Source organism: Ramlibacter sp. MAHUQ-53 (assembly GCF_052600055.1).
Genome location: NZ_JBQWTS010000010.1, coordinates 134,173 through 147,042 on the forward strand (window position 1 = coordinate 134,173; position 12,870 = coordinate 147,042).

The following is a 12,870-nucleotide window of genomic DNA, read 5'->3' on the forward strand; positions in this document are numbered from 1 at the left end:
GCCGCCGCCCGCCGCCGCCCCTACCCGCCGAACAGGCGCGCCATGCCCCCGCGCAGGTGGCGCGTCATCGCGTCCCGGGCGGCCTGCGGGTCGCCCGCGGCGATGGCGGCGTCGATGGCGCGGTGCTCGTCGCGCACATGGCTGGCGCGCTCGCGCACCGGCTGCGCCGACAGCTCGCGCGCGAGCTTCACCGCATAGCGGAACTGCTCCTCCAGCGCCGCCATCGTGAGCATGAAGAAGCGGTTGCCGCTGGCCTCGGCGATGGCGCGGTGGAAGGCGATGTCCTCGTCCACCGCCTTGTCGCCGCGGGCCACCGCGGCCTCCAGCAGGCGGCGCCGGGCGGTGATGGCGTGCAGCAGCTGCCGGTCGGTGCACTGCGCCGCGCGGGCCGCGCTCTCGCCCTCCAGCACGCAGCGGAAATCCAGCAGCGCGCGGATGTCCGCCAGGCTGCGCAAGGCGCCGAAGGTCACGCGCGACAGCGGCGCCGCCTCCCCGACGAAGTTGCCTGCACCCTGGCGCGCATAGACCCGGCCCTCGGCCCGCAGCCGCGCCAGCGCCTGCCGCACCACCGGGCGCGAGGCGCCGAAGCGCTCGCCCAGCGCGGCCTCGCTGGGCAGGCGGGTGTGCGGCGCCAGCGCCTCGCGGGCGATGGTGGCGACGATCTGCTCGTAGACATGGTCGGCAAGGGCGGGGGCGGGCATGGCGGACTCCTCGGCTTCAGCCGCATCCTAGCAAGTTGTCAAACAACTTTGGCGTTTCGTTGACAGGTCATCCGGCGGCTTCGAATAATCCGCCGCAACGCAACACCCCCTACGCCATGTCCCTCGTCACCGCCCTGCGCACCGTCCGCATCGCCGAACGCCCCAACCTGATCTGGCTCGAGATCGAGACCGACGACGGCCGCACCGGCCTGGGCGAGACCTTCCGCGGCGCGCAGGCGGTGGAGGCGGTGCTGCACGAGCAGGTCGCGCCCTGGCTGGTCGGCCGCGACGCCCGCCACATCGAGGGCATCTCGCAGCACCTGTCCGCGCCCTACCTGGGCTTCCACAGCGCCAGCGCCGAGGTGCGCGCCGCCAGCGCGGTGGACATCGCCCTGTGGGACCTGGCCGGCCAGCGCCAGGGCGAGCCGGTCTACGTGGCCCTGGGCGGCGGCGCGCGCGACCGGGTGCGGGCCTACAACACCTGCGCCGGCTACGCCTTCAACACCAGCAGCGCGGTGCGCCGGTCCATCGGCAGCGGCGACGCCAGCGCCGGCCCCTACGACGACCAGGTCGCCTTCATGCGCGACGCCGGCAAGCTGGCCGAGAGCCTGCTGTCCGAAGGCTTCACCGCGATGAAGATCTGGCCCTTCGACGACTTCGCCGCCGCCAGCGGCGGGCAGATGATCACCCTGCCCCAGCTGAAGGAGGGCCTGGCGCCTTTCCGCAAGATCCGCCAGGCCGTGGGCGACCAGATCGAGGTGATGTGCGAGCTCCACAGCCTCTGGGGCAGCCATGCCGCCACCCGCATCTGCCGCGCGCTGGAGGACCTGGGCATCTTCTGGGCCGAGGACCCGATCGCCAAGATGGACGACGCCCGCGCCCTGGCCGACCTGCGCCGCCAGACCCGCGTGCCGATCTGCGGCAGCGAGACCCTGGGCGGCGTGGTCCCGTTCCGCGACCTGCTGGCCGCCGATGCCCTCGACATGGTCATGCTGGACCTGGCCTGGTGCGGCGGCTTCAGCGAGGGCCGCAAGATCGCCGCCCTGGCCCAGGCGTACGCCAAGCCGGTGGCCCCGCACGACTGCACCGGCCCCGTCACGCTGATGGCGGGCCTGCACCTGGCGCTGCATGCGCCCACCGCCATCTTCCAGGAGGTGGTGCGCGCGTCCCTGAGCACCTGGTACCGTGACCTGGTCACCGACCTGCCGGTGCTGAAGGACGGCATGGCCCTGGCGCCGCAGGCCCCCGGCCTGGGCACCCGCCTGCAGGACGCGGTGAAGGCCCGGCCCGATGCCACCGTGCGCGTGAGCGGCCAGGCCCGCTGACCCTTTTTCATCCAGAGATTCCATGCAAGTCACCGTCGTCGGACAGCATGTCCCCCATGTCCCCCTGCTGCAGCGCCTGCTGGGGGATGCTTTCCAGGTCCGCGGCGTTGCCTCGCTGCCGGCCGAGGGCCCGATCGAAGCCGAGGTCGTGGTCAGCACCCGCCTGAATGCCAGCGAGGCCTCGCGCCTGCAGGCCCGCCTGTTCCAGGCGCCCGGCGCCGGCCTGGACACCATCGCCCTCGACGCGGTGCCGGAAGGCTGCCGCGTCTGCAACGTGTTCGAGCACGAGATCCCGATCGCCGAGTTCGTCTGCCACGCGGTGCTGGACCAGGCCATCTTCAGCCAGCCCGTCCCCGCGCCGCTGGACGCCGCCACCTGGCCGCGCGCCTACTTCGAGCGGCCGTTCCACGACGAGGCCTTCGGCCGCCGCGCCGCCATCGTCGGCTTCGGCGCCATCGGCCGGGCCACCGCCTCGCGCCTGCGCGCGCTCGGCCTGCACGTGACCGCGGTCACCCGCCAGGGCGTTCCGGTGGAGGGCGCGGATGCGGTGCATCCGGTGGCCGACCTCGCCGGCCTGCTGCCCGCCATCGACGTGCTGGTCCTGTGCTGCCCGCTGAACGAGCAGACCCGCGGCCTGGTGGGCGAGCGCGAGCTCGCCGCGATGAAGCCGACCTCGCTGCTGGTGAACGTGGGCCGCGCCCCCCTGGTGCAGGAACAGCCGCTGTTCGACGCGCTGCAGGCCGGCCGCATCGGCCGCGCGGTGCTCGATGTCTGGTACCACTACCCGGCCGCCGGCCAGGCCGAACTGGCCCCGGCCTCGCTGCCATTCCACACCCTGCCCAACGTGCGCTGCACCCCGCACATCTCGGGCTGGACCCATGGCCTGCTGGCGCGCCGCTATGCCTTCATCGCCGACAACATCCGCCGGCTCGCCGCCGGCGAGCCGCTGCAGAACCGGGTGCGCTAGGGTGACACCCGAGCCCCGCACCGCCGTCATGATCACGACCGACTGAGGTCACAGTCGCACCCAGACAGGCCGAACGGCCGCAACCCAGGAGACAACGCATGACCCTTCACCGCCGCACCCTGCTCAAGGCCACCGCCGCCGCCGCGGGCGCCACCGCCCTGGGCGGCCCCGCCCTCGCCTCGGCCGCCACCTGGCCGAGCCGGCCGCTGCGCATCGTCATCCCCTTCGCGCCGGGCGGCACTTCCGACACCATCGCCCGCCTGATCAGCAAGCCGCTGGGTGATGCGCTGGGCGTGCCGGTGGTGATCGAGAACCGCACCGGCGCCAACGGCGCGATCGCCGCCGCGGCCACCGCCACGGCGACCGACGAACACACCATGATGCTCACCGACATGAGCTCGCTGGCGATCAGCCCCCTGGTCACCAAGGAACTGCCGTACAAGCCGGCCGACCTCAAGGGCGTGACCATGCTGGCCTACTCGCCCCACCTGCTGGTGGCCCACCCCTCGGTGCAGGCGAACACCATCACCGAGCTGGTGGCGCTGTCGAAGACGCGGTCCATGAACCTGTCCTCCGCCGGCTCGGGCTCGGCCAACCACCTGGGCGTGGTGGACATCGCCCTGTCCACCGGCCTGAAGTGGCAGCATGTGCCGTTCCGCGGCGGCGCGCAGGCGCTGGCCGACACCGCCGCCGGCAACACGCAGATCTGCCTGAACGGCATGCTGGCCACGATGCCCCTGGTCCAGGCCGGGCGCCTGAAGGTGATCGGCGTGTCCAAGCGCACCCGCACGCCGCTGCTACCCAACGTGGCCACCATCGCCGAACAGGGCGTGAAGGACTTCGAGTCCGGCACCTACCAGGGCGTGGTGGTGCCCACCTCCCTGCCCAAGGCCGCCACCGAGCGACTGGCCGCCCTCCTGATCCAGATCATCCGCTCGCCCGAGATCCGCTCGCGCCTGACAGAGGCCGGCGCCGAGGTGCTGACCTCCACGCCGCAGGAGACCAGCGACTTCCTGGCGCGCGAGAACAAGCGCTGGGCCGGCGTGATCCAGCGCGCCGGCAAGGAGCTCGAAGGCAACGTCTGACAGCGGCAGCCGGCGGCGGCAGGCGCGCCTGCCCGGCCTCGCGGCCAGGCCGGGGCGGTCAGGCCTTCTTCTTGACCGGCCGCTGCCAGTTGGGGATGCTGACCTGCTTGCCCCGGGCCACGGACAGTGCGCCCGCCGGCGTGTCCTTGGTGATGGTGGAGCCGCCGCCGATGGTGCCGCCCGCCCCCAGGGTGACGGGCGCCACCAGCACGCAGTTGCTGCCCACGTGCACGTCGGCCTCGATCACGGTGCGGTGCTTGTTGGCGCCGTCGTAGTTGGCGGTGATGCTGCCGGCGCCGTAGTTCACCCGTTCGCCCACGGTGGCATCGCCCAGGTAGGCCAGGTGGTTGGCCTTGGCGCCGTCGGCCAGGGTGGAGTTCTTCACCTCGACGAAGTTGCCGATGTGGACCTCGGCGCCCAGCTTCGCGCCGGGCCGCAGGCGGGCGAACGGGCCCACGAGCGCGCCCGCCCCCACCTCCACGCCGAGCTTCTCGCCGTCGATGTGGGTGAAGGGATGGATCACCGCGCCCGCGTCGATGCGGGCGTTGGCGATCACGCAGTTGGCGCCGATGCGCACGCCCTCGCCCAGCGACACCGCGCCCTCGAAGACGCAGTTCACGTCGATCTCCACGTCGCCGGCGCAGTCGAGCGTGCCGCGCACGTCGAAGCGGGCCGGGTCGGCCAGGCGCACGCCCTGCTCCATCAGCGCGCGGGCGCGGCGCAGCTGGTAGGCGCGCTCCAGCTCGGCGAGCTGCAGCGGGCTGTTCACGCCGTCGACCTGCACCTTGTCGGCGGTCTTGAGGGCGGCCACCGGCACGCCATCCTGCGCGGCGAACTTCACCACGTCGGTCAGGTAGTACTCGCCCTGGGCGTTGTCGTTGGTCAGGCGCGCGAGCCAGGCCCGCAGCAGCCGGTTGGGAACGGCCATGAAGCCGGTGTAGACCTCGCGGATGGCGCGCTGCGCCTCGCTCGCGTCCTTGTGCTCCACGATCGCCTGCACCGCCTCGCCCTCGCGCACGATGCGGCCGTAGCCGGTGGGGTCCGGCATGTCCACGGTCAGCAGGGCCAGCCTGCCGCCCTCGCTGGCGGCCACCAGCGCGCGCAGGGTGGCGGACTCGACCAGGGGCACGTCGCCATTGAGCACCAGGCAGGTGCCGTCCTCGGGCAGCAGGGGCAGGGCCTGCTGCACGGCGTGGCCGGTGCCCAGTTGCGGCTCCTGCAGCACCGTGTCGCAGCCGGCCAGGCCGGCGCCGGCGGCGAAGCCCCGGGCCGCCTCGGCCACCTGCGCGGCGCCGTGCCCGGTGACCACGACCACGCGCCGGGGCGCCAGCCCCGCGGCCGCATCGACCACGTGCGCCAGCAGTGCGCGCCCGCCCAAACGGTGCAACACTTTGGGCAGGTTGCTCTTCATTCGCGTACCCTTGCCGGCGGCCATCACCACCACATCCACTGCCGCCATTGACGTCATCGACTTGCCTCTTTCCTCTATGACTCGTGCCTGGAATCTCGTGCGGATTATCGGCGCGCTGGCGCTGGCCTCGGCGCTGGCGGGCTGCAGCGCGCTCCAGCTCGGGTACGCCAACGCGCCCCAGCTGGCGTACTGGTGGCTCGACGGCTACTTTGATTTCAGCGATGCCCAGACCCCGCGCGTGCGCGAGGCGCTCGAGCAGGTGCACCAGTGGCACCGCACCGAGGAACTGCCCCGGCTGGTGGCCCTGGCGCGGCAGGCCGAGCAACTCGCGGCGGGCGACTTCGGCGGGGCCCAGGCCTGCGCGCTGTACGAGAGCGGCCTCGCCCGGCTGGACGCCCTGCGCGCGCAGGTGGAGCCGGTGCTCGCCCAGTTCGCCCTCACGCTCACGCCCGACCAGCTGCGCCACCTGGCGCGGCGCTTCGAAACCAACAACGAGGACTTCCGCAAGCAGTGGGTCACCGCCTCAGCGGCCGACCGGCGCGAGCGGCGCCTCAAGCTGTTCGCCGAGCGGCTGGAGATGGCCTACGGCAAGCTGGAGGAGCCGCAGCGCGTGGTGCTGCGCCAGCAGCTCGAGGCGTCGCCCTTCGATGCGGCGCGCGTCCTCGCCGAGCGCCACCGGCGTCAGGCCGACACGCTGCAGGTGCTGCGGCAGCTGCAGGCGCCGGGCACCTCGCCGGCCGAGGCGCGCCGGCAGCTCCAGGCCCTGCTCGCGCGGGCGCAGCACTCGCCGGACCCCGCCTACCGCCGGCTCCAGGAACAGGCCACGCAGCACAACTGCGCCCTGGTGGCCGCGGTGCATGCCGCCGCCACGCCCGCCCAGCGCGAGGCGTCGATGCGGCGCCTGCGCGCCTGGCAGCGGGACTTCTCCGACCTCGCCTCGCCGAAGTAGGCGCGGCGGGGATGGCGGGGCCGCGGCCTCAGCGCACCGGCCAGACCACGCCGTTGTCGTTCAGGATCGCGTCCAGCGGCATGTCGTGCGGCTCGGGCTCGAGGTCCGGGACGAAGCCGCAGGTGAAGCCCAGGCCCACGGTGAAGGGCCGGGGCTCGAGGCTGGCCAGGGTGCGGTCGTAGAAGCCGCCGCCGTAGCCGAGGCGGAAGCCCCCCGGCCCGTACCCCACGCAAGGCACGAACAGGAGCGTGGGGACGATGATCTCGGTGTCCTTGGGCTTGGGAATGCCGTAGGCATCCTCCTCCATCGGGCAGCCGGGGAACCAGGCATGGAAGGTGAGGGTCTTGTGGACCTTGTCCACCACCGGCAGGCCGATGCGCCGGCGCTGGGGCTCATCGAGCAGCTCGCCGTCCTCCTTCCAGCGGTGCAGGGCGGGCAGCGGGTCGAACTCGCCCTTGATGGGCCAGTACGCGCCGATCACGGCGTCGGGCCGGCCCACCAGCCAGATGCGCATGACCCGCTGCAGCAGGTCGGCGCGGGCGAGGCGGTCCGGCAGGTGCAGGCGGGCATCGAGCAGGCTTTGTCGCAGGGCCTTTTTCTGTTCCGACTTGTCCATAATTCCCCGATGAAGTTCCGATTGATTCTGACACTGATCGCGGCCACCCTCGCCGGCGCGGCGCAGGCCCAGGGCCGGCCCGACCCGCGCGGTGACGAGGTCGTGCTCGAGATGGCCCAGGCCTTCCGCCAGGGCCAGCGCCCCCGCCTCGCCCAGCTCCTGCCCCAGCTGCGCGGCCACCTGCTGGAGCCCTGGGGCGCCTACTGGGAGCTGCGCGCCCGCCTCGACACCGCCACCCCGCAGGAGGTGCAGGACTTCCTCGCGCGCTGGGCCGGCACCTACCAGGAGGACCGCCTGCGCAACGACTGGCTCCTGCTCCTGGGCCAGCGCCGCGACTGGACGAACTTCGCTCCCGAGCATGCGCGCTTTCGCATGAACGACGACACGCAGGTCAAGTGCTACGCCCTGACGGTGCAGCACCTGCGCGAGGGCCCCACCCCGGCGCTGGTGGACGAGGCCCGCCGGCTGTGGTTTTCCCAGCGCGAGGCCGAGGACGCCTGCACCACGCTGGCGCGCGCCCTGGTCGACGGCCCGCGCCATGCCCGCCTGCAGCCGCTGGACGTCTGGCGCAAGGCGCGCCTGGGCGCCGAGTTCAACCGCCCGCGCATGGTGCGGGCGGCGCTGGAGATCGTCGCGCCGCAAGCCGTGAACCTGGTCGACGAGGCCCTGGCCAACCCGGTCAAGTACCTGGACAGCCGCGCCACCGCCAACTCGCGGATCCGCAAGGAGCTGGTGGTGCTGGCACTGGCCCGCCTGGCGGCCACCGAGCCCGAGACCGCCGCCGCCACGCTGGACACGAAGTGGAGCCCCTCGCTCACGCCCGAGGAGCGCAACTGGCTGTGGGGCGCCATTGGCCGCCAGAGCGCGTTCAAGCTCTCGCCGAACGCGCTGTCGTTCTACGGGCGCGTGACGCGCGACGAGGACCTCACCGACGAAATGCTCGCCTGGAAGGCCCGCGCCACGCTGCGCGCCGCCAGCACGCCGCCCTGGAAGGCGCTGCGCGAGACGATCGAGGCCATGGGCCCGGCGCTGCAGCGGGACCCGGCCTGGACCTACTGGCGTGCCCGCGCGCTGCTGGCCGCCGGCAGCGAGGCCGACCGCGCCGAGGGCCGGCGCGTGATGGAAGGCCTGGCCTCGCCGCGCGGCTTCTACGAGCAGCTCGCGCTGGAGGAACTGGGCCAGCGCATCACCGTGCCGCCGCGCCCCGCGCCGCTCACCGCCGAGGAGCGCGAGGCCGCGCGCACCAACCCCGGCCTGCAGCGGGCCCTGCACGCCATCGCCATCGGCCTGCGCGCCGACGGCGTGCGCGAGTGGAACTACACCACCAACCTGCACCGCCCCGGCGGCATGGGCGACCGCGAACTGCTGGCCGCCGCGCAATGGGCGTGCGAGCGCGAGGTCTGGGACCGCTGCATCAACACCAGCGAGCGCACCCGCGCCGAGTTCGACGTGGACCAGCGCTTCCCCATGCCGATGCGCGAGGCCGTGCTGCGCCGCAGCCGCGAGATCGCGCTGGACCCGTCGTACGTCTATGGCCTGATCCGCCAGGAGAGCCGCTTCGTGACCGACGCCCGCTCTCACGTGGGCGCCTCGGGCCTGATGCAGGTGATGCCCGCCACCGCGCGCTGGACCGCGCGGCGCATCGGCCTGAACGGCTTCAACCCCGACCAGCTGTCGGACCGCGACACCAACATCGCCATCGGCACCGCCTACCTCAAGCTGGTGCTGGACGACTTCGGCGGCTCCATGCCGATGGCCGCGGCGGCCTACAACGCCGGCCCGAGCCGGCCGCGCGCCTGGCGCAACGGCCCGGTGCTGGAGGGCGCGGCCTGGGCCGAGAACGTGCCGTTCAACGAGACGCGGGACTACGTCAAGAAGGTGCTGGCCAACGCCACGCTCTACGCCGCGGTGATCTCGGGCCAGCCGCAGTCGCTGCGCGCGCGCCTGGGCACCGTGGGCCCGCGCGACCCGAACCAGCCCGAGCCCAATCGCGAACTGCCCTGAGCCCCCCAAGGAGAAGCCGCCATGCTGCGCCTGTACATCGGCAACAAGAATTACTCGTCGTGGTCCATGCGGCCCTGGGTGCTGATGCGGCAGGCCGGCATCCCGTTCGAGGAAGTCATGGTGCGCTTCGACTCGTTCGAGCCCGGCTCGGCGTTCAAGCAGGCCCTCGGGGACATCACCCCGGCCGGCAAGGTGCCGGTGCTGGTCGATGACGGTTTCGCGGTCTGGGACACGCTGGCGATCGCGGAGTACCTGGCGGAGCGCTTTCCCGGCCAGGCCCTGTGGCCCGCTGGCGCGCAGGACCGCGCCCGTGCGCGCAGCGTCTGCGCCGAGATGCACGCCGGCTTCGGCGCGCTGCGCAGCCACTGCCCCATGAACATCGAGGCCTCGCTGCCGGAGGTGGGCGAGCGCGTGCTGCGCGAGCAGGCCGGCGTGCGCGCCGACCTCGACCGCCTCGTCGCGATGTGGACCGGCCTGCTCGCGCAGCACCCGCACCCGGACGGCCTGCTGTTCGGCGCGTTCTCGGTGGCCGACGCCTACTTCGCGCCGGTGTGCATGCGACTGCGCACCTACGGCCTGCCGGTGCCGCCCGACGTGGCGGCCTACGTGGCGCGCGCCTGCGCCCTGCCGGGCGTGAAGGCCTGGATCGAGGGCGCGCTGGCGGAGCAGGATTTCCGGGCGTTCGAGGAACCCTACCGGACGTCGCGCTGATGCAGGCCTACGAAGTCGGCGGCGCGGTGCGCGACGCCCTGCTCGGGCGCCCGGTGCATGACCGCGACTGGGTGGTGGTGGGCGCCACGCCGCAGGCGCTGGTGGACGCCGGCTACCTGCCCGTGGGCAAGGACTTCCCGGTCTTCCTGCACCCCGAGACGCGCGAGGAATACGCGCTGGCGCGCACCGAGCGCAAGACCGCGCCGGGCTACCACGGCTTCACCTTCCACGCCGACCCGAAGGTCACGCTGGAGGAGGACCTGGCCCGCCGCGACCTCACCATCAACGCCATCGCCCGCCGCCCCGACGGCAGCCTGGTCGATCCCTTCCACGGCCAGCAGGACCTGCGTGACCGCGTGCTGCGGCACGTGACCGGGGCCTTCCGCGAGGACCCGGTGCGCATCCTGCGGCTGGCCCGCTTCGCCGCGCGCTTCGCCGACTTCCGCGTGGCCCCCGAGACGATGGCGCTGATGCGCGGCATGGTCGGGGCCGGCGAGGTCGATGCGCTGGTGGCCGAGCGGGTGTGGCAGGAGCTGGCGCGAGGCCTGATGGAGGAACGGCCCTCGCGCATGTTCGAGGTGCTGCGCGAATGCGGCGCCCTGGCCCGCCTGCTGCCGGAGGTGGAGCGGCTGTGGGGCGTGCCGCAGCGCCCCGAGTACCACCCGGAAGTGGACACCGGCGTGCACCTGATGATGGTGCTGGACATGAGTGCGCGCCTGGGCGCCTCGCTGCCGGTGCGCTTCGCCTGCCTGGCGCACGACCTGGGCAAGGGCACCACCCCGGCCGACGTGCTGCCGCGGCACATCGGCCACGAGGAGCGCAGCGCGCGCCTGCTCAAGGGCCTGGCCGAGCGCCTGCGGGTGCCGGTGGAGTGCCGCGAGCTGGGCGACGTGGTGGCGCGCGAGCACGGCAACATCCACCGCAGCGGGGAGTTCGGCGCGGCCGCCCTGGTGCGGCTCCTGGAACGCTGCGACGCGCTGCGCAAGCCGGCGCGGATGGACGAGATCCTGCTCGCCTGCGAGTGCGACGCCCGCGGCCGCCTCGGCATGGAGGACGACGCCTACCCGCAACGCCCCCGCCTGCTCGCCGCGCTGGCGGCGGCGCAGTCGGTGGACACCGCCGAGGTCGCGGCACGCGCCGCGGCGGCGGGCGCCAGCGGCAAGCGCATCGGGGAGTGGATCCACCAGGCTCGGATCGAGGCGGTGGAGGCGGCGGGCGTCTGACCCGCGCGCGTGACGGCGGCCGGCCTGCCCGAGCCCGCGGCTACAGGTACTGCCCACCGATCCGGGCGGCTTCCCGGGCGGCCTGGTGCAGTCGCTCCCCCTGCCCGATCGCGAACCGCGCGACCTGCCTGGCGAAGGCCCTTTCCTCGGCCTCATAGGGCGCAGACTCGGCCAGCGCCATGGCACGGGCCACGACCGCGTCGCGCAGGCGCCGGCTCTCGCGCAGCAGCAGCTGGCGGTCGATCCCGCAGCGGTGGGCGAAGTCGGCCAGGGCGTAGGCCCTGACCTCGTCCAGGTTGAATTCATCGCCGAAGGCCATCGCCAGCTCGTGCGAGAACTGCGGGTATTGCACGACGCTGACCAGGTCGTACCAGGGCGCGTTCGCCAGGCCGGCCGGCTGGACATGGAAGGAGAAGTTCTTGCCGTGCGCGTCGCAGTTGCCGATGACGAACTGGAACAGCGCCCATCGCAGCATCTCCAGGCGGGCCGCCGCCTTGCGCGTGACATGCTGCAGCTGCTCGAACAGGCGCGGAAGGCTCATGCCGTCGCGGTAGGCCGCGACCTCGGGGCCGCTGCCGATGTGGCGTTCGTACTTGTAGCTCACCGGCAAATCGGCGGCCTGGCAGGCGTCGATGACATGGCGCCGGTCCACCGCCACGCCGCCGGCGCCGTGACGCACCACCCGGTCAAACCGGGTGACCACCAGCACCGGACGCGGCGTGCGCAGGATGGCGACCTGCGCCGCAGGCAGGCCCAGGTCACGGGCCAAGCTCATGCAGAAGTGCTCGTTGACGACCATGTGCGCCACGCCCGCCTGGTCGGGCTGCGGCTTGAGCAGGTGGGTCGACGCCAGCGGGTAGTCGGGCAGCACCAGGCGCCCGCCCCGGGCCAGGTCACCCTCCAGGAAGACGGGGAGCTTGTCCTGGTAGCCGGCGATGGACATCCGGACCTTGCCGTCCCACTCGACGAAGGGGCGCTCCGCCCGCTGCGCGATGCGCTGGTCGAGCTCGTCCAGGGTGACGACTCGCCAGGGGTGTTCGTCCGGCGGCCTGGCGCCGTCCTCGTGCGGGGCAAGGAAGCGGAAGGCGCCCGTGGTCTCCGTCCCCAGGGCCTGGATCAGGCCATGGACGTTGGTCTTGGCCACCCCGCGGACGGAGGCGACGATGTCGAGGGCGCGCCCCTCGGGCAGCAGGTTCTCGAGAAAGCGCCGCACGGAGGCGGAGCGGTGTCCGCCCGCCGGCGGTGCCAGGGGCAGGGCCGGCGACAGCGGGTAGGCGTCGGGGTCCGCCAGCCAGGCCGGGGTGTAGGCCAGGGTCCAGGCGTCGTCCAGGGGGAGGTGCCTGATGTCGGCCACGTGGCGCCGACCGGCCCACAGGGCCAGGCCCAGCACCTGGGTCATGGCGCGGCCTCGGTGCCCATGTCCCGGCCGTCGGGCAGGCTCCGCAGCCAGGGATGGTCCTTCGGGGCGACCACCAGGGCCAGCCCGAGGCCGTCGAGCACGGCCAGCAGCTTGTCCGTGCGCACGCCGCCCTGGCCGTTTTCCAGGCGCGACAGCAGGTCGACCGACACGCCCTGGAGCGCGGCGGCATCGTCGATGCGCAGGCCCTGCTGCTTGCGGTGCGCCCGCAGTTGGATCCCCAGGTCGGCCACGCTGTTCAGGACCTGGATGCCGGGCACTTCGGCAGGAGCGCTCGCGGCGCGGGACGAGGGCATGCTGGACGATGAAGTTTCTGAAAGTCCGAAATATACGGCCACAGAAGGCGATCCGCAACGTATTTTCTGAAATTCCGAAATCGCTGATGCCGGGCGGATGTTTCCGAGAAATTTTCTGAAATTCCGAAACATCCGATCCATCGGCCAGGCGCTGTGCCCGCCGGT

General features: G+C 72.8%; 12 protein-coding genes. 7 read left to right on the forward strand and 5 right to left on the reverse strand.

Features of this window, described 5'->3' with window-relative positions; genetic code table 11:
* Positions 1-20: 20 nt before the first annotated feature.
* The gene (locus tag ACT80S_RS15675; protein ID WP_377417501.1) at positions 21-701 is read right to left on the reverse strand and encodes a FadR/GntR family transcriptional regulator; all 681 of its coding nucleotides are present in this window, start codon (positions 699-701) and stop codon (positions 21-23) included.
* A 116-nt stretch (positions 702-817) separates the two neighbouring features.
* Between ACT80S_RS15675 and ACT80S_RS15680 the strand changes: the two genes are divergently transcribed.
* The 3 genes from ACT80S_RS15680 (at position 818) to ACT80S_RS15690 (ending at position 4,078) form a co-directional block, all read left to right on the forward strand.
* Complete coding sequence (locus ACT80S_RS15680) at positions 818-2,026, forward strand: mandelate racemase/muconate lactonizing enzyme family protein (protein ID WP_377417503.1); 1,209 nt, start codon at positions 818-820, stop codon at positions 2,024-2,026.
* A 22-nt stretch (positions 2,027-2,048) separates the two neighbouring features.
* The gene (locus ACT80S_RS15685; RefSeq protein WP_377417505.1) at positions 2,049-2,993 is read left to right on the forward strand and encodes a 2-hydroxyacid dehydrogenase; all 945 of its coding nucleotides are present in this window, start codon (positions 2,049-2,051) and stop codon (positions 2,991-2,993) included.
* Between the two features lie 98 nt (positions 2,994-3,091).
* Entirely contained in the window at positions 3,092-4,078 is a 987-nt protein-coding gene (locus ACT80S_RS15690) for a Bug family tripartite tricarboxylate transporter substrate binding protein (RefSeq protein WP_377417507.1), read from the forward strand.
* A 58-nt stretch (positions 4,079-4,136) separates the two neighbouring features.
* Here ACT80S_RS15690 and glmU read toward each other — a convergent pair whose 3' ends face one another.
* Positions 4,137-5,537 (reverse strand): bifunctional UDP-N-acetylglucosamine diphosphorylase/glucosamine-1-phosphate N-acetyltransferase GlmU, encoded by a 1,401-nt coding sequence (glmU, locus tag ACT80S_RS15695; protein ID WP_377417565.1) that lies wholly within the window; start codon positions 5,535-5,537, stop codon positions 4,137-4,139.
* Positions 5,538-5,586: 49 nt separating this feature from the next.
* Between glmU and ACT80S_RS15700 the strand changes: the two genes are divergently transcribed.
* The gene (locus ACT80S_RS15700; protein ID WP_377417509.1) at positions 5,587-6,438 is read left to right on the forward strand and encodes a DUF6279 family lipoprotein; all 852 of its coding nucleotides are present in this window, start codon (positions 5,587-5,589) and stop codon (positions 6,436-6,438) included.
* A gap of 28 nt (positions 6,439-6,466) precedes the next feature.
* On the opposite strand, the gene ACT80S_RS15705 is transcribed toward ACT80S_RS15700, so the two are convergent.
* A complete protein-coding gene (locus ACT80S_RS15705) occupies positions 6,467-7,054 on the reverse strand; it encodes a 5-formyltetrahydrofolate cyclo-ligase (protein WP_377417511.1) in 588 nt (195 codons plus the stop codon).
* Between the two features lie 9 nt (positions 7,055-7,063).
* On the opposite strand from ACT80S_RS15705, the gene ACT80S_RS15710 reads away from it, so the two are divergent.
* From ACT80S_RS15710 to ACT80S_RS15720, 3 genes are read left to right on the forward strand one after another with little or no spacing between them, the layout of a single operon-like run.
* Entirely contained in the window at positions 7,064-9,058 is a 1,995-nt protein-coding gene (locus ACT80S_RS15710; RefSeq protein WP_377417513.1) for a lytic transglycosylase domain-containing protein, read from the forward strand.
* Between the two features lie 21 nt (positions 9,059-9,079).
* Positions 9,080-9,769: a glutathione S-transferase family protein gene (locus ACT80S_RS15715; RefSeq protein WP_377417515.1), complete on the forward strand. Its 690-nt coding sequence runs from the start codon at positions 9,080-9,082 to the stop codon at positions 9,767-9,769.
* Positions 9,769-10,992, forward strand: a complete 1,224-nt coding sequence (locus ACT80S_RS15720) for a multifunctional CCA addition/repair protein (RefSeq protein ID WP_377417517.1) — start codon at positions 9,769-9,771, stop codon at positions 10,990-10,992. Before ACT80S_RS15715 ends, ACT80S_RS15720 begins: the two co-directional genes overlap by 1 nt.
* A 40-nt stretch (positions 10,993-11,032) precedes the next feature.
* On the opposite strand, the gene ACT80S_RS15725 is transcribed toward ACT80S_RS15720, so the two are convergent.
* Together ACT80S_RS15725 and ACT80S_RS15730 are read right to left on the reverse strand one after the other, a co-directional pair.
* Positions 11,033-12,391 carry a HipA domain-containing protein gene (locus ACT80S_RS15725; protein ID WP_377417519.1) on the reverse strand — a complete coding sequence of 453 codons (1,359 nt, stop codon included), beginning with the start codon at positions 12,389-12,391 and terminating at the stop codon, positions 11,033-11,035.
* Positions 12,388-12,705: a helix-turn-helix domain-containing protein gene (locus ACT80S_RS15730; protein ID WP_445323090.1), complete on the reverse strand. Its 318-nt coding sequence runs from the start codon at positions 12,703-12,705 to the stop codon at positions 12,388-12,390. The genes ACT80S_RS15725 and ACT80S_RS15730 overlap by 4 nt, the downstream gene beginning before the upstream one ends.
* Positions 12,706-12,870 lie beyond the last annotated feature (165 nt).

Bases quoted from the DNA above. Each gene is read 5' to 3' on its own strand.
- ACT80S_RS15685 (WP_377417505.1), top strand. From the start codon at position 2,049: ATGCAAGTCACCGTCGTCGGACAGCATGTCCCCCATGTCCCCCTGCTG.
- ACT80S_RS15710 (WP_377417513.1), top strand. From the start codon at position 7,064: ATGAAGTTCCGATTGATTCTGACACTGATCGCGGCCACCCTCGCCGGC.
- ACT80S_RS15725 (WP_377417519.1), bottom strand. From the start codon at position 12,391: ATGACCCAGGTGCTGGGCCTGGCCCTGTGGGCCGGTCGGCGCCACGTG.
- ACT80S_RS15715 (WP_377417515.1), top strand. From the start codon at position 9,080: ATGCTGCGCCTGTACATCGGCAACAAGAATTACTCGTCGTGGTCCATG.
- ACT80S_RS15690 (WP_377417507.1), top strand. From the start codon at position 3,092: ATGACCCTTCACCGCCGCACCCTGCTCAAGGCCACCGCCGCCGCCGCG.
- ACT80S_RS15675 (WP_377417501.1), bottom strand. From the start codon at position 701: ATGCCCGCCCCCGCCCTTGCCGACCATGTCTACGAGCAGATCGTCGCC.
- glmU (WP_377417565.1), bottom strand. From the start codon at position 5,537: ATGGCGGCAGTGGATGTGGTGGTGATGGCCGCCGGCAAGGGTACGCGA.
- ACT80S_RS15705 (WP_377417511.1), bottom strand. From the start codon at position 7,054: ATGGACAAGTCGGAACAGAAAAAGGCCCTGCGACAAAGCCTGCTCGAT.
- ACT80S_RS15720 (WP_377417517.1), top strand. From the start codon at position 9,769: ATGCAGGCCTACGAAGTCGGCGGCGCGGTGCGCGACGCCCTGCTCGGG.
- ACT80S_RS15680 (WP_377417503.1), top strand. From the start codon at position 818: ATGTCCCTCGTCACCGCCCTGCGCACCGTCCGCATCGCCGAACGCCCC.
- ACT80S_RS15730 (WP_445323090.1), bottom strand. From the start codon at position 12,705: ATGCCCTCGTCCCGCGCCGCGAGCGCTCCTGCCGAAGTGCCCGGCATC.